The sequence below is a fragment of the Agromyces albus genome (assembly GCF_030815405.1).
Taxonomy (GTDB): Bacteria; Actinomycetota; Actinomycetes; order Actinomycetales; family Microbacteriaceae; genus Agromyces; species Agromyces albus_A.
The window spans coordinates 1,479,438-1,499,093 of the sequence record NZ_JAUSWX010000001.1; the positions used below are offsets into that span (position 1 = coordinate 1,479,438).

Genomic DNA, 19,656 nt, shown 5'->3' on the forward strand with positions numbered 1-19,656 from the left:
CGGCGCGGAAGCGCCGGCCCACCGTCATGTCGCCACGCCTGCCTCGCAACCGCCATGCGCGCACACCTAGGCTGAGAGGATGCCGCGCCGCGTCCGAACCCGCTCGTTGCCCGAGTGGCGCGACCCCGGGGCCGTGTTCCGGGCGTGGTTTGCGGATGCCCCCTACGCGGTGTGGCTCGACGGCGGAGCCGAAGCTGCATCCGGCGTGAGCGTCCTCGCCTCGGCCCATGCGGGCAGCGAGTTCGTGACGGCCGACGTGGCGAGCGGAACCGTGACCCGCTCGATGCCGATGCGCGGCGACGATGGCGAGGCGACGGTCGAGGCATCCGTGTTCGAGGTGCTGGCTGAGCGGCTGCAGGGCATGACGTCTGGGCTCGGCCAGGCCGCCCGGGTCGGCGGGCCCCTCGGCTGGTTCGGCTGGTTCGGCTACGAGCTGGGGGCGCGGCTGAGCGGCGTGGCCGTCGAGGCGGCCGACACGCCGGATGCCGCCTTCCTCTTCGTCGACCGCGCGATCGTCTTCGATCACGGCGCGCGCTCGTTGCGGCTCGTGTGGCTCGAACCCGACCCCACCGGCGAGGCCGGCGAGGCCGGCGAGGCCGAGGTCGCCGCCGACGTTCGGGCATGGGCCGACGCCATGAGTGCGGCTCTGCAGTCGCCACTCGAGGCGGCCCCGGCGGCGGCGGCGGCTCGGGCCGCGGCGGCGCCGGCGGTTCGATGGCGCCACGACCCGCGCGCCTACGCGTCGCTCATCGCCGAGTGCAAGGCCGCGATCCTGCGCGGCGACGCGTACCAGCTCTGCCTCACCAACCGCATCGACGTCGACGTGCGGCCCGACCCCGGCGAGACCTACCTCGCCCTGAGGGCCTCGAGCCCGAGCCACCATGCCGGCTACCTCCGGTTCGGGGCGTTCGCGCTGCTGAGCGCGTCGCCCGAGCAGTTCCTGCACGTCGACCCAGATGGGCTCGTCTCGACGAAGCCGATGAAGGGCACCCGCCCGCGCAGCGCCGACCCAGCGCGCGATGCGGCGTTGCGACGCGAGCTCCTCGAGAGCGAGAAGGAACAGGCCGAGAACCTCATGATCGTCGACCTCATGCGCAACGATCTCGGTCGCATCGCCGAGCTCGGCAGCGTGTCGGTGCCGAGCCTCCTCGATGTCGAGGAGTATGCCCACGTGCACCAACTCGTCTCGACGGTGACGGCGCGACTGCGGCATCCGCTCACGGCCCTCGACGTCGTGCAGGCGGCGTTCCCCGCCGGGTCGATGACCGGGGCGCCGAAGCACAGCGCCATGACGATCCTGCACGAGCTCGAGCGCGGCCCCCGCGGCGTGTACTCCGGCGCGTTCGGGTACCTCGGCATCGACGGCAGCGCCGACCTGGCGATGGTGATCCGTTCGATCGTCCTGACCCCCGACGGCGCGAGCATCGGCACGGGGGGTGGCATCACGGCGCTCTCCGTCGCCGACGAGGAGATCGAGGAGACGCGAGTGAAGGCGCGGGCCCTGCTGGCCGTGCTCGGCGCGGCGATGCCCCCGGCGGAGTGAGTAGTCTTGATGTTCGAGCGCGCCGCGATCTTGCGCGCCCGGAACCCGGGAGCCCGCCCGGGGCAGCGACACACGATTGAGAGTCACGTGGCACACGATCAGGACCCAGCACACGCCGACGCCGGCGCGTACGACTTCGCCTCGATCCAGGCGAAGTGGCTTCCCGTCTGGGAAGAGCTGCAGCCCTTCCGTGCCGGCCGGCCCGGCGACACGAGGCCGCGCAAGTACATCCTCGACATGTTCCCCTATCCGTCGGGCGACCTGCACATGGGGCACGCCGAGGCCTTCGGCTACGGCGACACCGTCGCTCGCTACTGGCGCCAGCAGGGCTTCGACGTGCTGCATCCCGTCGGCTGGGACTCCTTCGGCCTGCCGGCCGAGAACGCGGCGATCAAGCGGGGCATCGATCCGCGGCCGTGGACTTACGACAACATCGAGCAGCAGAAGCGCTCGTTCCGCCAGTATGCGCCGTCGTTCGACTGGTCGCGTGAACTGCACACGAGCGACCCCGAGTACTACAAGTGGAACCAGTGGCTCTTCCTGAAGCTCTACGAGAAGGGCATCGCCTACCGCAAGGCCGGGCAGGTGAACTGGTGCCCGAACGACCAGACCGTGCTCGCGAACGAGCAGGTCATCGACGGGCACTGCGAGCGCTGCGGCGCCGTGGTGACGAAGAAGGCACTCACGCAGTGGTACTTCCGGGTCACCGACTACGCCGACCGGCTGCTCGACGACCTCAACCAGCTCGAGGGGGCGTGGCCGTCGAAGGTCCTCTCCATGCAGCGCAACTGGATCGGCCGCTCCGCCGGTGCCGATGTCGAGTTCGAGATCGAAGGGCGCGATGAGCGCGTGTCCGTGTTCACGACGCGACCCGACACGCTCTATGGCGCAACCTTCATGGTCGTGGCGCCCGATTCCGAACTCGCCGCCGAACTGGCCGCCGAGGCATCCGACGAGGTGCGCTCGCGGTTCCAGGGCTACCTCGATTCCGTGCGCGCCGAGAGCGACATCGACCGACTGAGCACCGAACGCCCGAAGACCGGCGTGTTCCTCGAGCGCTACGCGGTGAACCCCGTGAATGGCGAGCGGTTGCCGATCTGGGCCGCCGACTACGTGCTCGCCGACTACGGCCACGGCGCGATCATGGCGGTGCCCGCCCACGACCAGCGCGACCTCGACTTCGCTCGGGCCTTCGGGCTGCCGGTGCGGGTCGTGGTCGACACGAATGCGCCCGTCACGGGCGTGATCCCCGTGATCCCGCTCGACGAGCACGGCGACCCCGTGCTGCCCGACGACTACGAGCCGGTCGATCCGGCATCGACTGGCATCGCGCTCCCGGGCGAGGGCCGGCTCATCAACTCCGGCCCGCTCGACGGCCTGAGCAAATCGAACGCGATCCGCCGGGTCATCGAGCTGCTCGCCGAGCGCGGTCTCGGCAGGGCGTCGAAGAACTTCCGGCTGCGCGACTGGCTCATCTCCCGCCAGCGCTACTGGGGAACGCCGATCCCGATCATCCACTGCGTCGAGTGCGGCGAGGTGCCGGTGCCCGAGAGCGAGCTCCCGGTCCGGTTGCCGGATGCCGCGGGGCTCGACTTGAAGCCGAAGGGCGCGAGCCCGCTCGGCGCCGCCGAAGAGTGGTCGAAGGTGGCCTGCCCGAACTGTGGCGGCGATGCCCGCCGCGACTCCGACACCATGGACACGTTCGTGGACAGCTCCTGGTACTACTTGCGGTACCTGAACCCCAACGACGACACGATCGCGTTCGACCCGGCCGAGGCCGAGAAGTGGATGCCCGTCGACCAGTACGTGGGCGGCGTCGAGCACGCCATCCTGCATCTGCTCTACTCCCGATTCATCACCAAGGTGCTCTTCGACCTCGGCTACCTGAGCTTCACCGAGCCGTTCACGTCGCTCCTGAACCAGGGCATGGTCATCATGGACGGCGCCAAGATGTCGAAGTCGAAGGGCAATCTCGTCGAGTTCGCGAGCGAGCTGTCGGCCCATGGCGCCGATGCACTGCGGGTGACGCTCGCGTTCGCCGGGCCGCCCGAAGACGACATCGACTGGGCGGATGTCTCGCCGGTCGGTGCCGCGAAATTCCTCGCGCGCGCGTGGCGGGTCTCGGGCGAGGTCACCTCGAGCCCCGACATCGAATGGAAGTCCGGCGATCCTGCGCTGCGCCGCATCACGCACCGGTTGCTCGCCGATGCGCCGAGCCTCATCGAGGCCTTCAAGTTCAATGTCGTCGTGGCCCGGCTCATGGAACTCGTGAACGCGACGCGCAAGGCGATCGACTCGGGTGCCGGAGCAGCGGATGCCGCCGTGCGGGAGGCATCCGAGGTCACGGCCATGATCCTGAATCTCTTCGCGCCATATACCGCCGAAGACATGTGGGAGCGGCTGGGTTACGAGCCCACCGTGGCACTCGTGCCGTGGCGCAAGCCCGATCCGGCACTCCTCGTCGAGGAGTCGGTCACCGCGATCGTGCAGGTCGACGGCAAGGTGCGCGATCGGCTGGAGGTCTCGCCGAAGGTGTCGGGCGATGAGCTCGAGTTGCTCGCCCGTTCCTCGGCGGGCGTCGCCCGTGCGATCGGCGAACGCGAGATCGTGAACGTCATCGTTCGCCCTCCGCGACTCGTGAACATCGCCACGCGCGCCTGACCGGCAGGCGCCGACTCGCCCTCGACAACGGCTCGAGGGTCCGAGGTGTTCGCTGACCTGATCGAGCGCGCGATCCGTTCGGTCTGGCTCGCTTAGCGTGCGGGCATGCCCGCGAGTCCAGACCCCCAGCTGCTCGATGCGCTCGACCCGGTCGCTCGGCGCGCCGGCCCGCGCGTTCGCATCGCGGTGGGTGCCGCCGTCGTGCTGTTCGTCGTCGCGGTCGCGGCGGCGGCGATGCTCTCGTTCGGCGCGAGCGGCGGGGGTGGCCAAGGGCGCATCGACGCCGTCGAAGGCGAGGCGGCGGATGCCGCGGGACATCACGCTCCGGTCGAAGAGGTGGCCACGACCACGCTGCTCGTGCACGTGCTCGGTGCCGTGGCGAAGCCGGGGCTCGTCGAGCTCGCGGCCGGCTCGCGCGTCGTCGACGCCGTGGCGGCTGCTGGCGGGTTCACGGCCGAGGCCGATCCGGCCGGCGTCAACCTGGCGCGGCCCGTGGTCGACGGCGAGCAACTCGTGGTGCTCGCGATCGGGCAGGTGCCGCCGCCCGGCCCTGCCGCCGGTTCGGCCGCCGATTCGAGTGGATCGGGCACTGCCGGCGACGGCGTCGTGCACCTGAACACGGCCGATCTCGCCGCGCTCGACACGTTGCCCCGCATCGGACCGGCGCTCGCGCAGCGCATCATCGACTGGCGTGACGCGAACGGACCGTTCACGAGCGTCGAGCAATTACTCGAAGTCACGGGCATCGGCGACGCCGTCTTCGCAGGGCTCGTCGATCGCGTGAGTCTCTGAATGCGCGACCTTCGATTGCTCGTGCCCGCCGCAGCGGCCTGGGTGGCCGCCTGGGGTGCGGTCGCCGCCCCCGACGCCGGCATCGCGCCATGGCTGTTCGCCGGGGCATGCTGGGCGGTCGCCGGCCTCACGACCGCGGTGCTGGCCGGCATCCTGCTCGTGCGAAGGCGCAACGCGATCGAGATCCCGAGGCCGGCTCGGGCGCGCCGGATCGTGCCCTTCGCCGCGACGGCGCTCGTGTCGCTCGCCGCGTGCGGGCTCGTCTCGACGGCGGCGGCTCTGGGGCTCGACGCACGGGAGCACTCGCCCCTGCAGAGCATCGCAGCAGAGCACAGCACGGCCGCCGTCGTGATCGAGCTCACGACGGCGCCACGCCCTGCCCCCGCCCTCTGGTTCGATCCGGCGGCGGATCCTCCGGTGCGCCTCGAGGGGCGCCTCATCGCCGTCGATGGTCGTGCCGTACCGGCGGTGCCGGTGACGGCAATGGGCTCGGCCCCGAGCGACGGACTCGATCTCGGTGCACTCGTGGCGTTCGATGCCCGTGTCGCGGCGCTTCCTGCAGCGGAGGCTGCGGCGTTCCGATTGCGGCCCGTAACCGAGCTCGAGATCACGGCTGCTCCGCCACCCTGGCTCGGCTGGTCGGCGGGGTTTCGCAGCGGATTCGCGGCGGCAGCGAGCGCGCTCAGCGGCGATGGCGGTGCGCTCGTGCCCGGACTCGCGATCGGCGACACCAGTGCGGTCAGCGCCGAACTCGACGCCGCCATGAAGTCGAGCTCCCTCAGCCACCTGACGGCAGTGTCGGGCGCGAACTGCGCGATCGTCACGGCGGCCGCCTTCGCTCTCGCGGCGGCCCTCGGCCTCGCCCGGTGGATCCGCGTCGGGATCGCCCTCCTCGCCCTGATCGGCTTCATCGTGCTCGTGACACCGGAGTCGAGTGTCGTCCGGGCCGGCGCCATGGCCGTCGTCGTGCTCGCCTCGATCGCGTCGGGCCGCCAGGGCGGTGGCATCGCCGCCCTGGCGCTCGCGGTCGTGGCACTGCTCACCCTCGACCCGTGGTTCTCGCGCGATTACGGATTCGCACTCTCGGTGTGCGCGACCGCCGGGCTGTTGCTGCTCGCCGCGCCGCTCACGGGGGTGCTCGCGCGGGTGATGCCCGTGCCGCTCGCCGCGCTCCTGGGCGTGCCGCTCGCCGCCCAGCTCGCGTGCCAGCCCGTGCTCGTATTGCTCGATCCCGGTCTTGCGCTCTACGGAGTGCCGGCCAACCTGCTCGCGGCACCGGCGGCGCCGCTCGGAACGGTCGTCGGCCTCGTCGGCTGTCTCCTCCTGCCGGTGCTGCCGTCCGTCGGATTCGCCTGCCTCCAGCTCGCGTGGCTGCCCGCGAGCTGGATCGCGCTCGTCGCGCACGGCGCCTCAGCGATGCCATTGGGGCGATTGCCGTGGCTGCCCGATGCCCCGGGCGCGGTGCTCCTGTCGGCGTGCACAGCAGTGGCGCTCTGGCTCGCGCTCTCACGCAGGCGTCGACCGAGGCTCCGGGCTTCGGCGTGGACGGCACTCATCCTCGCCGTGGCGATCCCGTTCGGAATGCTCGTCGGCGCACCGGCCGTCAGCTTCGTCACCAAGCCCGGCGAGTGGGATGTCGCGGCCTGCGACATCGGGCAGGGCGACGCGGTGCTCCTGCGGTCCGCGGGTGAGACGGCACTCATCGACACCGGCCCTGAGCCTGCCGCGCTGCAGCGATGCCTCGCGCTCCTCGGCATCGATCGCATCGACCTGCTCGTCGTCACGCACTGGGACGCCGACCACGCCGGGGGAGCGCAGGCCGTCGTCGGACGAGTCGGAACGGTGATCCACGGCCCACTCGACGGCGAGCGTTCCAGCCGCGTGCTGGGTCCGCTCACGAGCGGGGGAGCCGCTGCGATCGAAGTCGTCGCCGGACATCGGGGCACACTCGGCGATGCGCGGTGGAAGGTGGTGTGGCCGAAGCCCGGTGCGCTCCCCGGCAATGATGCGAGTGTCGTGCTCGACGTCGACGCGCCGGGCTACCGTGGGGTGTTCCTCGGCGACCTGGGCGAGGGCGCGCAATCGCGGATGTTGTCGTCGGCCGACTTCGGCGCCGTCGATCTCGTGAAGGTCGCGCACCACGGGTCGGCCGACCAGAGCGAGTCGCTGTACGACGAACTCGGCGCCACGGTGGGGCTCATCGGCGTCGGTGCCGACAACGGCTACGGACATCCGACCGACCGGCTCCTCGACCTCCTCGCCGACGCCGGCACCGCCGTCGTGCGCACCGACCGCGCGGGCACCGCGGTGCTTACGGCGAACGACGGTGGCTTCGAGCTGTGGACGGAACGCGGCGCGGGCGGCGTCGGTGCCCGACCGTAGACTTGACACGGAACGGGAGGTGCTGTGGCGGCACGCGCGAGTGGATCGGTCAAGGCGAAGGCGGCGATCCCGCAATTGCCGTGGCACGGCATCCGCCCCGCATCGGTCGTGCTCGTGACGGGCGGCGAAGAGGTCCTCGCCGAACGTGCCACGACGATGCTCCGAGACTTCCTCCGCGCAGAAGATCCCGCGCTCGAGGTGAGCGACCTCGAGGCCGACGGGTATCGCCGCGGCGAGCTCCTCACCCTCGCGAGCCCCTCACTGTTCGGCGAACCACGGCTCATCCGAGTGCAGGCCGTCGAACGCGCGAGCGACGACTTCCTGCTCGATGCCCTCGACTATCTCGGCCAGGTCGCCGATTCGACCACGCTCGTGCTCCGGCACAAGGGAGGCGTGCGCGGCAAGAAGCTGCTCGACGCGATCCGTGCAGGCACAGGCGGCGGCATCGAGATCGTCTGCACCGAACTGAAGAAAGACGCCGAGAAGCAGGATTTCGCCGCCACCGAGTTCCGTGCCGCCGGTCGCAAGATCAGCCCGGGGGCACTGCGTGCGCTCGTGGCGGCCTTCAGCGATGACCTCGCCGAGCTCGCCGCCGCATGTCGACAGCTCATCGCCGACGCTCCCGGCGACATCTCCGAGGGTGTCGTGGCGCGCTACTACGGAGGCCGCGTCGAGACCAGTTCGTTCGCCGTCGCCGATGCCGCGATCGCGGGCCGCCGTGGAGACGCGCTTATCGCCTTGCGCCACGCGCTCGACAGCGGCGCAGACCCGGTGCCGATGGTGGCGGCGTTCGCTATGAAGGTGCGCACGATGGCCAAGGTGTCGGGGGTGCGTGGCGGCGGAGCGCAGGTCGCCTCGTCGCTCGGGCTCGCGCCGTGGCAGGTCGACCGGGCCCGTCGCGATCTCGCCGGCTGGAACGATGAAGGGCTCGCTCTTGCGATCGAGGCGCTCGCGGCGACCGATGCGGCGGTCAAGGGCGCCGAGCGCGATCCGGTGTTCGCCCTCGAACGACTCGTCGGCGTCATCGCCTCCCGCGGGCGCGATCCTCGCTGAGGTCGCCTCGGCAGAGGTCACCCGCAGAGGTCGACCGGCCGTCTGCCGCAAATGACGAAGGCCCCGCACTCTCGTGCAGGGCCTTCGAGCTGAGTGGCTCGCGTCAGAGCGAAGCAACCTGCTTCGCGATCGACGACTTGCGGTTCGCAGCCTGGTTCTTGTGGATGACGCCCTTGCTGGCCGCCTTGTCGAGCTTGCGCGTCGCGACGCGGAGGGCGCTGGCCGCCTTCTCCTTGTCGCCCGAGGCGATGGCGTCGCGCGTCGCGCGAACGGCGCTCTTCACTTCGCTCTTGACGGCCTTGTTGCGCTCCTGCGCCTTGAGGTTAGTGCGGATGCGCTTGATCTGCGACTTGATGTTTGCCACGTGGTTCGTCTTTCCTTCTATGCGGGTACCGGATGTGCCGAGCGAAGGTAGAGGGGCCTCGCCGGCGAATCGTGCGGGGTGGGACCCACACGGAAGCCAACAGGCAACGATACCAGCTACTCCCCGGCCACACCAATGCGGCTCGTCGACGGCGCACCGGAGGCGGTGCCATCCTGAGCGGATCCCGATTCGCGTGCGATCCGGCGACGCCGTGCGGCCACCGCGGCGCGTCGTTCGAGTTCGGCCACGGCACCTGCCACGACGGCCGCGAAGTCGTCGGGGCGCACGAGGCTCACGAGATGGGTGGCGCCGGGCACGACGACGAGGCGAGCGTCGCGTGCAGCACGGAGCATCCGTCGTTCATCGAAGCGGAAGTGATCGAATCGGCCGTTCACGAGCCACACGGGAACCTCGATGCGGGCGAGCGCCGCCTCGGGGTCCATCGACGCCGCCGCCTCGAGCACGGGCGCCATGACGTCGAGGGCGACGCCGCCGGCGAGCACGTCCTCTGCAGCGCCGGGCGAAAGGAAGAGGCGCGTCATCAGATCGTGCAATGCGCGGCCGCGGTCGGGCATCCTCCCGATCAAGGCCGCGAGGCGGCGGTACCCGGCGAGTGCCGGACCACGGGGGCGGGTGCCGCACGACGCCGCCACGAGCCCGTCGAGGCGATCGGGATGCGTCGCCGCGAACTCCATCGCCAAGTAGCCGCCGAGGCTCAGCCCCACGAGCAGTCGCGGTACCGGGAGCGCGCCGGGCGGATTCAGCCCCTCATCGATGAGGCGCATCGCCTCGTCGAACGAGAACGGCTCGCCGAGCCGGGTTCCGTGCCCGGGCAAGTCGATCGCGACCACGTCGAGGTCGTGTCGTGCGAGCATGGCGCGCTGCTTCCGCCACATCGTCGCCGAGGTGCGGAGACCGTGCACGAGCACGACACGGGCGCGTGGCATCCGTCAGCCCGCCTCGGTGGCATTCACAACGCGCCTTACGACGTGCTTCACGACGTGAGCACCGGCAATCACGATGACGGTCATGATGCTGCCAGCCTAGCCAACGGGCCTCTTGCGCGACACCCGTCGAAAGCAGGGCCGGAACTCATGGGAGAATCGTCGGGATGTCCCCTCGAGCCGCCAATCCTCCGGTGCCCGCCGCCACCGACCCAGCGCTGATCCGCAACTTCTGCATCATCGCGCACATCGACCATGGCAAGTCGACCCTCGCCGACCGCATGCTCGGCATCACCGGCGTCGTCTCCGACCGTGACATGCGCGCCCAGTACCTCGACCGCATGGACATCGAGCGTGAGCGCGGCATCACGATCAAGAGCCAGGCCGTGCGCATGCCGTGGCAGGTCGGCGACACGTCGTACGCGCTCAACATGATCGACACGCCGGGTCACGTCGACTTCAGCTATGAGGTCTCCCGCTCGCTCGCGGCGTGCGAGGGAGCGATCCTCCTCGTCGACGCTGCACAGGGCATCGAGGCGCAGACCCTCGCGAACCTCTACCTCGCGCTCGAGAACGACCTCGAGATCATCCCCGTGCTCAACAAGATCGATCTCCCGGCCGCCGAGCCCGAGAAGTACGCGCGCGAGCTCGCCGACCTCATCGGTGGCTCGCCCGACGACGTCATGAAGGTCTCGGGCAAGACGGGCGTCGGCGTCGAGGAGCTGCTCGACCGCGTCGTCGAGCGCATCCCTGCGCCGGTCGGCAACGCGGATGCCCCGGCTCGGGCCATGATCTTCGACTCCGTCTACGACAGCTACCGCGGTGTCGTCACCTACGTGCGCATGATCGACGGTCATCTCGCGCCGCGCGAGCGCATCCAGATGATGTCCACGCGCGCCACGCACGAGATCCTCGAGATCGGCGTCAGCGCGCCCGAGCCGACGCCCGGCAAGGGGCTCGGTATCGGCGAGGTCGGCTACCTCATCACGGGCGTGAAAGACGTGCGCCAGTCGAAGGTCGGCGACACCGTCACGACGGCCGCGAAGCCCGCGACTCAGGCGTTGCCCGGCTACACCGAGCCGCTACCCATGGTGTTCTCCGGCATCTATCCCATCGACGGCGGCGACTACCCCGAGCTTCGCGAGGCGCTCGACAAGCTGAAGCTGTCGGATGCCGCGCTCGTCTACGAGCCCGAGACCTCGGTCGCCCTCGGCTTCGGCTTCCGTTGCGGCTTCCTCGGACTCCTCCACCTCGAGATCGTCACCGAGCGGTTGCGCCGCGAGTGGGGTCTCGACCTCATCGCGACAGCTCCGTCGGTCGTCTACGAGGTGACCACCGAAGACAAGAAGACGGTCACCGTCACCAACCCGAGCGAGTTCCCGACGGGCGCGAAGATCGTCGAGGTGCGTGAGCCCATGGTGCGCGCGGCGATCCTCGCCCCGAAAGACTACGTAGGCACGATCATGGAGCTCTGCCAGAGCCGCCGCGGTGCGCTCCTCGGCATGGAGTACCTCGGTGAAGACCGCGTCGAGATCCGCTACAACATGCCCCTCGGCGAGATCGTCTTCGACTTCTTCGACCAGTTGAAGTCGAAGACCGCGGGGTACGCCTCGCTCGACTACGAGCCCACGGGCGACCAGGCTGCTGATCTCGTGAAGGTCGACATCCTGTTGCAGGGCGAGCAGGTCGACGCGTTCAGCGCCATCGTGCATCGCGACAAGGCGTATGCCTATGGCGTGCTCATGACGGGGCGCCTGCGCGAGCTGATCCCGCGGCAGCAGTTCGAGGTACCGATCCAGGCCGCGATCGGCGCCCGCATCATCGCGCGCGAGTCGATCCGCGCCATGCGCAAAGACGTGCTCGCCAAGTGCTACGGCGGTGACATCAGCCGCAAGCGCAAGCTCCTCGAGAAGCAGAAAGAGGGCAAGAAGCGCATGAAGATGGTCGGCCGGGTGGAGGTGCCGCAGGAGGCGTTCATCGCCGCCCTGAGCGGCGACACCGAGAAGAAAGACGCGAAGAAGTAGGAGGCGACGGATGACTCGCCGAAGCACGTTCACCGACCAGTCGGTCACCTATGGCGCGATCGGGGCGACCCTCGCGCCCGATCTCCTGCGCTATCCGCCGGCGGGCTATCGCCCCGCTGAGGACGCGGTGCGAATCGGCAGCGGCATCGAGCGATTCGAGCGGGCCGCGGAATCGCTCATGACGTGGGGCATCCAGCGGGGCGCCGGCTTCACGGTCGACGACGTCTCCACGGGCACCGGTGCGCAGTACCCGGGCGTCGTCTACGACGCCGACGGCTCGCCGCTCGCCGACCAGCCGGCACCGCGCGCCGAGGAACGATTCGGCCCCGACGGAACGCCCTACATCGCAGCCGGCATGACGGCGACGCTTCGCCACAAGGGGCGCTTCCGCACGCAGTCCACGCCCGTACTCGTCGTCTACGTGCTCGACGAGCCCGACCGCATCGGCTTCGCCTACGGCACGACCGCCGACGGACCCGAGAGCGGCGAGGAGTCCTTCATCCTCGAGCGACGCGACGACGACACCGTGTGGCTCACCATCCGCTCGATCCTCGCGACTCGCGGCGGCATCCGCGGCCTGTTCGCGCCCGGCCAGCGGCGGAAGCGGCGCGAGCTCACTCGCGTCGAGCTCCGCGCCCTGCATCCTGCGGGTGGCGTGTAGGCGTGGGCTCCGCCCTCCCGCTCGGCGATCCGGCGCCGGCCGACGGCGTGCTGCCGCCTTCCGCGGCCGCAGGTGCCGCTGAGCGCGCATTCGGCGTCTACGTGCACGTGCCCTTCTGCCGGGTGCGCTGCGGCTACTGCGACTTCAACACGTATACGGCCGGTGAGCTACGCGGTGCAAAGCAAGCCGACTACGCCGACCACGCCATCGGCGAGATCCGGATGTCGCGGCGAATGCTCGAGGCATCCGACGTGCCCGACCGCACCGCGCAGACGGTCTTCTTCGGCGGCGGAACGCCGACCCTGCTCCCTGCCGACGACCTCGTGCGCATGCTCGGCGCCGTTCGCGACGAGTTCGGCTTCGCAGCCGGCGTCGAGGTGACGACCGAAGCCAATCCAGATTCGGTGGGGCCCGACGACCTGCGGCGCCTCGCCGACGGCGGATTCACCCGTGTCTCGTTCGGCATGCAATCCGCCGTGCCCCACGTGCTCGCGGCGCTCGACCGCACCCACGACCCAGCACGCGTGCCGCTCGTGGTCGACTGGGCGCGAGATGCCGGGCTCGACGTGAGCCTCGACCTCATCTACGGCACGCCGGGGGAGTCGCTCGACGATTGGCGGCGAAGCCTGGAGTCCGCCATCGGGCAACAACCAGACCACCTGAGCGCGTATGCGCTCATCGTCGAGCAAGGCACGAAGCTCGCGAGGCAGATCCGCCGCGGCGAGCTCGCAACGCCCGACGACGACCTCGAGGCCGACATGTACGAGCTCGCCGAAGACCTGCTCGGTGCAGCGGGCTACGAGTGGTACGAGGTGAGCAACTGGGCGACCGCGCCCGCGCACCGTTCACGGCACAACCTCGGCTACTGGCGCAGTGACGACTGGTGGGGCGTCGGCCCCGGTGCGCACAGCCACGTGGGCGGCGTGCGCTGGTGGAACGCGAAGCATCCGGCGGCGTATGCCGAACGTGTTGCCGCCGGGGTGTCGCCGGCGGTCGGCCGCGAGGTGCTCGACGCGTCGACGCGAGAGACCGAGCGGGTTCTGCTCGGCACCCGCATCCGCGAGGGGATCGACCTCGGCTCGCTGCGCCCCGAAGGACGCACGGCGGTCGCCGGTCTCATCGCCGACGGGCTCGTTGATGCGAGAACCGCCCTCTCGGGTGGGCTCGTGCTCACGATGAGAGGGCGGCTGCTCGCCGACGCCGTGGTCAGGCGCCTGCTCGAGGTGTGATGCCGTTCAGCTCACGAACTTGATCGAGAGCGGGTACGAGTACGGCTGGCCCTGGTTCGCCTTCACGGCGGCGATGATGCTGAAGACGATGATCAGGACGCCGATCGCCGCCATCAGCAGGAAGCCGATGAGGATGATCGTGAGGATCGAGCTGACGATCATCGCGATGGTCATCGTGATCTGGAAGTTCAGCGCCGTCGCGGTGTGCGCGCGCACGAACGGTCCGCGATCCTTCAGCACGAGGTAGCCGACGAGTGCGGGGATGAACCCGAAGAAGATGCCGCCGAGGTGGATGAGCATCGACCACAGCTTCTCGTCGGCTGGGTTCAGCTGATTGGTCTGCTCGTAGGGGCTCGATGGCGGCGGCGGTGTTGCGTCGGACATGTAGTGCGTCTCCTAGGTCGTGTCGCCGAAGGGCGGTACTCGGTCGATCTCATGCTGGCACAGACAAGCGCGCCGGGGGCGGATTTCGCCTTCCCCGGCGCGCTCGTCGGCCGCGTGGTGACGAGCGTCTACTTGATGAGACCTACTTGATGAGACGCACGGAGAACGGGTAACGGTAGTGCTTGCCGTCCTTCGCCTGGAGGAACGCGATGATCGAGAACACGACGCCCAGGATCCACACGACCCAGGCGAGCAGCGACAGCACGCTGCCGAGGCCGAAGGTGACGACGGTCACGAGCGCCGTGACGATCCAGACCGCGATGTACGCGAAGACCAGCGTGATCTGGAAGTTCAGCGCCTCCTTGCCCTCGGTGTTCGTGAACGTGCCACGATCCTTGAACACGAGCCAGATGATGAGCGACGGCAGGAATCCGAGGACTCCACCGAGGTGTGCGAATGAACCCCACTGGATGTCCTGCTCAGGCGACAGTGGCGCGGCAGCGACCGGCTGCGGAGCTGCAGGCTGCTGCGGCGGCGGGACGTTGGGGTCGGGAGTCTGAGCATTGGGGTCGGTCATGAGCGTGCCTTTCGAAGGTTCTCTGATGAACCGCGACTGTGAAGGAGATTCGCAGCCAGTGGTGACGCGCGGATTACCCATACGGTAGCGCCGACACCCGCGGGCTGGCAACGACTACGGCACGGATGTCGCGATATGATTGGCACTCAGGGAGAACGAGTGCTAAGCCGGTGCATGGAAAGCGAGGGTCATGGTCTCCGAACGGAGTCTCGCGGTGCTCCGCGCGATCGTGCAGGACTACGTGGCGTCACGCGAGCCCGTGGGCTCGAAGACGATCGTCGAACGCCATGCGTTCGGCGTCTCCGCCGCGACGATCCGCAATGACATGGCGCTCCTCGAAGAGGAGGAGCTCATCGCGGCGCCGCACACGTCGTCGGGCAGAATCCCCACCGACAAGGGCTACCGCGTCTTCGTCGACCAGCTGACCGACGTGCGTCCGCTGACCCAGGCGCAACGGCAGGCGATCGAGACCTTCCTCGGCGAGTCGAGCGACCTCGACGAACTCCTCGCACGCACCGTGCGGCTGATCGCCCAGCTCACGAAGCAACTCGCCGTGGTGCAGTACCCGAGCTTCACGAGCGCCCGCGTGCGGCACGTCGAGCTCGTCTCGCTCGCGCCGAACCGGGTGCTCTGCGTCCTCATCGCCGACTCCGGCCAGGTCGAACAGCGACTCGTCGAGCTCGAGCAGCCCGTCGACGAAGACACCCTCGCCGACTTGCGCGTGCGCCTCAACGACATCGCTGCGGGCGAGACGATGGCGGATGCCGCGATCGCCCTCTCGGGCGAGGTCCGCTCCGCCGATCGCCGTCACGCCGCAGTGATGCACACGCTCGCCGCGACGCTCGCCGAGCAGGCGCGCGTCCAGCGCACCGACCGGCTCGTCGTCGCCGGTGCCGCGAACCTCGTGCGAACCGAGCAGGACTTCGCGGGATCGATCCTCGGTGTCATCGAGGCGATCGAGGAGCAGGTCGTGCTCCTGAAGCTCTTCGGCGAGATGGCCACCGACGAGCACGGCGTCGCCGTGCGGATCGGGCGTGAGAACGCCTCCTTCGGCCTCGGGGAGACCTCGGTCGTCACGAGCGCGTTCGAGATCCCCGGGCGCGACATCTCCCGGCTCGGGGTCGTGGGGCCGACCCGAATGGACTACTCCAACAGCATGGCGGCGGTTCGCGCCGTGGCACGCTACCTCTCCCGCACCCTCGGCGAGAGCTGAACCCCGTCATTCGCCGCGACACCGGCGCATTGCATCCGGCAACCGAAAGGACAAGCCCTCCGTGGCCGACCACTACGAGGTCCTCGGCGTCGCACACGACGCCACTCCCGACGAGATCAAGAAGGCGTATCGGCGCCTCGCCCGAGAGCTCCACCCCGACGTGAATCCCGGAGCCGAGGCATCCGAGCGATTCAAATCGGTAACGCACGCCTACGACGTGCTGAGCGACCCCAAGCAGCGCCAGCAGTACGACCTGGGCGGGCAGGGCGGCTTCAGCGGGCAGGGCTTCGGCGGGTTCGGCGACATCTTCGAGACGTTCTTCGGTGCCGGCCAGGCCACTCGCGGGCCGCGGTCGCGACGCGAGCGCGGGCAGGATGCGCTCATCCGGGTGGAGGTCGGGCTCGAAGAGGTCATCTTCGGCACCCACCGCGACATCGAGGTCGACACCGCGATCACGTGCGGCACGTGCCACGGCAGCTGCTGCCAACCGGGCACCTCGCCCGTCACGTGCGACATCTGCCACGGCACCGGCTCGATCCAGCGCTCGGTGCGCTCGCTGCTCGGCAACGTCATGACGTCGAGCCCCTGCGGCACCTGCCGGGGCTACGGCACCGTGATCGCCACGCCGTGCATCACGTGCCAGGGCCAGGGTCGCGTGCGTGCCCGGCGAACCGTGCCCGTCGACATCCCCGCCGGCGTCGACACGGGTGTTCGCCTGCAGATGCCCGGCTCAGGGGAGGCCGGACCTGCCGGCGGCCCCAACGGCGATCTCTACCTCGAGATCAAGGTCAAGAACCACGAGGTCTTCAGCCGCAACGGCGATGACCTCCTGTGCTTCCTCGAGGTGGCGATGACCGACGCGATCCTCGGCACGAGCACGACGATCCCCGCGCTCGACGGAGACGTCGACGTAGAACTCAGGGCGGGGCTGCAGAGCGGCGAGATCCTCACCGTGAAAGACCGCGGCGTCACGAAGCTCCGCGGCACCGGACGCGGCGACCTGAAGATCGGCGTGCAGGTCGTGACCCCGACGAAGCTCTCGACGAAGGAACGCGATCTCATCCAGCAGTTCGCCGCCTCGAAGAAATCGCACGGGCCCGAGCTCGGACACTTCCAGCAGGGGCTCTTCGCGCGCCTCCGCGACCGGTTCCTCGGCTAGGCCGGCGTGAGCAGCCTGTACCTCGACGAATCGCTCGAACTCGGCGCCGTCACACCGGGTGCGACCGTCGAGCTCTCCGGCGACGAGGCGCGGCACGCGGTGACCGTGGCACGTGTTCGCACCGGTGAGCGCATCGCGATCGGCGACGGCCGCGGCATCCTCGTGCGCGGCGTGGTCGTCTCCACCGGGGCCCGCGAACTCGCGCTCGAGGTCGAAGAGGTGCTCGTCGAAGAACCCCCCGAGACGCGGATCACGCTCGTGCAGGCGCTCGCGAAGGGCGATCGCGACGAGCTCGCCGTGCAAGCGGCGACCGAGCTGGGCGTCGACGCGGTCGTTCCGTGGGCGGCCGCCCGATCGGTGTCGCGCTGGGAGGGCCCGAAGGCCGAGAAGGGGCGCCAGCGCTGGGCGAGCATCGTTCGCGAGGCGGTGAAGCAGTCGATCAGGGCCTGGCTTCCGCCGGTTGCGCCGGTCACGACGACGGGCGACCTCGCCGGTCTGCTGCAGGGCACGCGGATGCTGCTGCTCGAACCCACGGCGACGACACCCATCACCGACATCCGGCCCGACGGTCGCGACCTCGCGCTCGTCGTCGGGCCCGAGGGCGGCATCGCGCCGCCCGAGCACGAGCGACTCGTGGCGGCCGGCGCGGAGCCGGTGCGACTCGGGGCATCCGTCTTGCGCACGTCGACGGCCGGACCGGCCGCGATCGCCGTGCTCAACGCTGCGCTCGGGCGGTGGTGAGCCATCGATCGCTACGATGGTGGCATGAGCGACTCCGGTGCACGGCCCTCCCTCTTCGAGCGGATCGCCACTCGTGAGATTCCCGCGCGCATCGTGCTCGAGACCGAGCGCGTGATCGCGTTCCACGACATCGCGCCCAAGGCGCCGGTGCACGTCGTCGTGACGCCGAAGGCCGGCGACTACCGCGACGTCGTCGAACTCGCAGCCGGAGACCCCGGCCTCCTCGCGGAACTCGTCGCCGCAGCGCACGAGGTCGCGGATTCGCTCGCCGACGGCCAGTTCCGACTCGTCTTCAATACCGGGCCCGACGCCGGCCAGACCGTCTTCCACGTGCACGCACATGTGCTCGGCGGAGGGCTCGAGGAGACTTCGCTTGGCGACTGATCCGATCGGCCAGGGCGCCGCGCCGCAGCCCGCGCGCGACGATGAAGAGCGCCTCACCATCGACGGCATCGCCATGGTGCGCCTCCTCGGCCCGCAGGATCGCCTGCTCTCGAGCATCGAGCGCGAGAACCCCGGCGTCGAAGTGCACGTGCGCGGCAACGAGATCGCGATCCGCGGCGACGTCGACGGTCGCACGCGCGTGCGCCGACTCATCGAAGAACTCCTGGCGCTCGTTCGCAACGGCCAGGATCCGACACCCACCGAAGTGAGGAGTTCGGCCCGAATGCTCGAAGCCGATCCCAATGCCAAGCCGTCCGAGATGCTCGGGCAGGTCATCGTGTCGAGTCGCGGAAAGACCATCCGACCGAAGACCGAGGGCCAGCGGCAATACGTCGACGCGATCGACGAGCACACGATCGTCTTCGGCATCGGTCCGGCCGGCACGGGCAAGACGTATCTCGCGATGGCGAAGGCCGTGCAGGCGCTGCAGCGCAAAGAGGTCAGTCGGATCATCCTCACCCGCCCCGCCGTCGAGGCGGGGGAGCGCCTCGGCTTCCTGCCGGGCACGCTCACCGACAAGATCGATCCTTACCTCCGCCCGCTCTACGACGCGCTCAACGAGATGATGGATCCCGAGCTCGTGCCGAAGCTGCTCGCCGCGGGCACGGTCGAGGTCGCTCCGCTCGCCTACATGCGCGGCCGCACCCTCAACGACTCGTTCGTCGTGCTCGACGAGGCGCAGAACACCACGCCCGAGCAGATGAAGATGTTCCTCACCCGTCTCGGGTTCGGGTCGCGCATGGTCGTCACCGGCGACATCACCCAGGTCGACCTCCCGACCGGCGCGAGCGGACTGCGGCTCGTCACCCGCATCCTCGACAACGTCGCCGACATCGAGTTCATCCGGCTGACGAGCGACGACGTCGTGCGCCACTCGCTCGTCGGCCGCATCGTCGATGCCTACACCGAGTACGACCAGCGCACGCAGGCCCAGCGGTTCGAGCGTGATCAGGCTCGCGAGTTCGCGAACCGCGCCGAACGACGGGGTCACGCGCCACGCGATCACCAGCCGAGGAAGAACACGTGAGCATCGAGATCAACAACGAGTCGGCCATCGCGGTCGACGAGAGCGCCATCCAGCGGCTCGCCGTGTACGCACTCGACGCCATGCACGTGCACGCCGACGCCGAGCTCGCGATCGTGCTCGTCGACGAGGGCGCGATGGAGCAACTGCACGTGCAGTGGATGGATGAGCCGGGCCCCACCGACGTGCTCAGCTTCCCCATGGACGAACTGCGCCCAGGCACCGAAGACCAGCCCACCCCGCCGGGCCTGCTCGGCGACATCGTGCTCTGTCCGCAGGTCGCGCAAGCGCAGGCGCAGACGGCAGGCCACGAGCTCATCGACGAGCTCCTGCTGCTGACGACCCACGGCATCCTCCACCTGCTCGGGTTCGACCATGCCGAGCCAGCCGAGGAGAAGGAGATGTTCGGCGTGCAGCGCGACATCCTCGTCGGCTTCTCCATGCAGGAGCGGCGCCGCTGA

At 69.5% G+C, this 19,656-nt stretch carries 18 protein-coding genes; 14 read left to right on the forward strand and 4 right to left on the reverse strand.

The genetic code is table 11. The features are described 5' to 3' along the window. The first annotated feature begins 79 nt into the window (after window positions 1–79). The 5 genes from pabB to holA all read left to right on the forward strand — a co-directional run bounded on the left by pabB (window position 80) and on the right by holA (window position 8,431). Window positions 80–1,543 carry an aminodeoxychorismate synthase component I gene (pabB, locus tag QFZ29_RS06935; RefSeq protein WP_306893459.1) on the forward strand — a complete coding sequence of 488 codons (1,464 nt, stop codon included), beginning with the start codon at window positions 80–82 and terminating at the stop codon, window positions 1,541–1,543. 87 nt (window positions 1,544–1,630) lie between these two features. Then, window positions 1,631–4,204, forward strand: a complete 2,574-nt coding sequence (gene leuS / locus QFZ29_RS06940) for a leucine--tRNA ligase (RefSeq protein WP_306893460.1) — start codon at window positions 1,631–1,633, stop codon at window positions 4,202–4,204. Window positions 4,205–4,309: 105 nt separating this feature from the next. After that, the gene (locus QFZ29_RS06945) at window positions 4,310–4,996 is read left to right on the forward strand and encodes a ComEA family DNA-binding protein (protein WP_306893461.1); all 687 of its coding nucleotides are present in this window, start codon (window positions 4,310–4,312) and stop codon (window positions 4,994–4,996) included. Further along, the gene (locus QFZ29_RS06950) at window positions 4,997–7,378 is read left to right on the forward strand and encodes a ComEC/Rec2 family competence protein (protein ID WP_306893462.1); all 2,382 of its coding nucleotides are present in this window, start codon (window positions 4,997–4,999) and stop codon (window positions 7,376–7,378) included. Between the two features lie 24 nt (window positions 7,379–7,402). Next, window positions 7,403–8,431, forward strand: coding sequence for a DNA polymerase III subunit delta (holA, locus tag QFZ29_RS06955; RefSeq protein ID WP_306893463.1), 1,029 nt, complete (start codon window positions 7,403–7,405; stop codon window positions 8,429–8,431). Between the two features lie 103 nt (window positions 8,432–8,534). Here the strand turns inward: holA and rpsT are convergent, their stop codons facing one another. Continuing rightward, window positions 8,535–8,795, reverse strand: a complete 261-nt coding sequence (rpsT, locus tag QFZ29_RS06960; protein WP_129520485.1) for a 30S ribosomal protein S20 — start codon at window positions 8,793–8,795, stop codon at window positions 8,535–8,537. 116 nt (window positions 8,796–8,911) lie between these two features. After that, a complete protein-coding gene (locus tag QFZ29_RS06965; RefSeq protein ID WP_306893464.1) occupies window positions 8,912–9,742 on the reverse strand; it encodes an alpha/beta fold hydrolase in 831 nt (276 codons plus the stop codon). A 164-nt stretch (window positions 9,743–9,906) separates the two neighbouring features. Between QFZ29_RS06965 and lepA the strand changes: the two genes are divergently transcribed. From lepA to hemW, 3 genes are read left to right on the forward strand one after another with little or no spacing between them, the layout of a single operon-like run. Next, on the forward strand, window positions 9,907–11,763 hold the full coding sequence (gene lepA, locus QFZ29_RS06970) for a translation elongation factor 4 (protein ID WP_306893465.1): 1,857 nt from the start codon (window positions 9,907–9,909) through the stop codon (window positions 11,761–11,763). Between the two features lie 10 nt (window positions 11,764–11,773). Beyond that, the gene (locus QFZ29_RS06975; protein ID WP_306893466.1) at window positions 11,774–12,424 is read left to right on the forward strand and encodes a DUF1990 family protein; all 651 of its coding nucleotides are present in this window, start codon (window positions 11,774–11,776) and stop codon (window positions 12,422–12,424) included. A 2-nt stretch (window positions 12,425–12,426) separates the two neighbouring features. After that, entirely contained in the window at window positions 12,427–13,653 is a 1,227-nt protein-coding gene (gene hemW / locus QFZ29_RS06980; protein WP_306893467.1) for a radical SAM family heme chaperone HemW, read from the forward strand. 6 nt (window positions 13,654–13,659) lie between these two features. Here the strand turns inward: hemW and QFZ29_RS06985 are convergent, their stop codons facing one another. Together QFZ29_RS06985 and QFZ29_RS06990 are read right to left on the reverse strand one after the other, a co-directional pair. Further along, complete coding sequence (locus tag QFZ29_RS06985) at window positions 13,660–14,037, reverse strand: DUF4870 domain-containing protein (RefSeq protein ID WP_306893468.1); 378 nt, start codon at window positions 14,035–14,037, stop codon at window positions 13,660–13,662. Window positions 14,038–14,179: 142 nt separating this feature from the next. Beyond that, entirely contained in the window at window positions 14,180–14,614 is a 435-nt protein-coding gene (locus QFZ29_RS06990; protein WP_306893469.1) for a DUF4870 domain-containing protein, read from the reverse strand. A 190-nt stretch (window positions 14,615–14,804) separates the two neighbouring features. On the opposite strand from QFZ29_RS06990, the gene hrcA reads away from it, so the two are divergent. From hrcA to ybeY, 6 genes are all read left to right on the forward strand, one after another. Beyond that, the gene (gene hrcA, locus QFZ29_RS06995) at window positions 14,805–15,827 is read left to right on the forward strand and encodes a heat-inducible transcriptional repressor HrcA (protein ID WP_306893470.1); all 1,023 of its coding nucleotides are present in this window, start codon (window positions 14,805–14,807) and stop codon (window positions 15,825–15,827) included. A gap of 61 nt (window positions 15,828–15,888) precedes the next feature. Then, window positions 15,889–16,986 carry a molecular chaperone DnaJ gene (gene dnaJ, locus QFZ29_RS07000; RefSeq protein ID WP_306893471.1) on the forward strand — a complete coding sequence of 366 codons (1,098 nt, stop codon included), beginning with the start codon at window positions 15,889–15,891 and terminating at the stop codon, window positions 16,984–16,986. Between the two features lie 6 nt (window positions 16,987–16,992). After that, the gene (locus QFZ29_RS07005) at window positions 16,993–17,727 is read left to right on the forward strand and encodes a 16S rRNA (uracil(1498)-N(3))-methyltransferase (protein ID WP_306893472.1); all 735 of its coding nucleotides are present in this window, start codon (window positions 16,993–16,995) and stop codon (window positions 17,725–17,727) included. Window positions 17,728–17,751: 24 nt separating this feature from the next. Then, window positions 17,752–18,111, forward strand: a complete 360-nt coding sequence (locus QFZ29_RS07010) for a histidine triad nucleotide-binding protein (RefSeq protein WP_129520475.1) — start codon at window positions 17,752–17,754, stop codon at window positions 18,109–18,111. A gap of 73 nt (window positions 18,112–18,184) precedes the next feature. Beyond that, window positions 18,185–19,198 (forward strand): PhoH family protein, encoded by a 1,014-nt coding sequence (locus QFZ29_RS07015; RefSeq protein ID WP_306896640.1) that lies wholly within the window; start codon window positions 18,185–18,187, stop codon window positions 19,196–19,198. Continuing rightward, window positions 19,195–19,656 (forward strand): rRNA maturation RNase YbeY, encoded by a 462-nt coding sequence (ybeY, locus tag QFZ29_RS07020; RefSeq protein ID WP_306893473.1) that lies wholly within the window; start codon window positions 19,195–19,197, stop codon window positions 19,654–19,656. The genes QFZ29_RS07015 and ybeY overlap by 4 nt, the downstream gene beginning before the upstream one ends.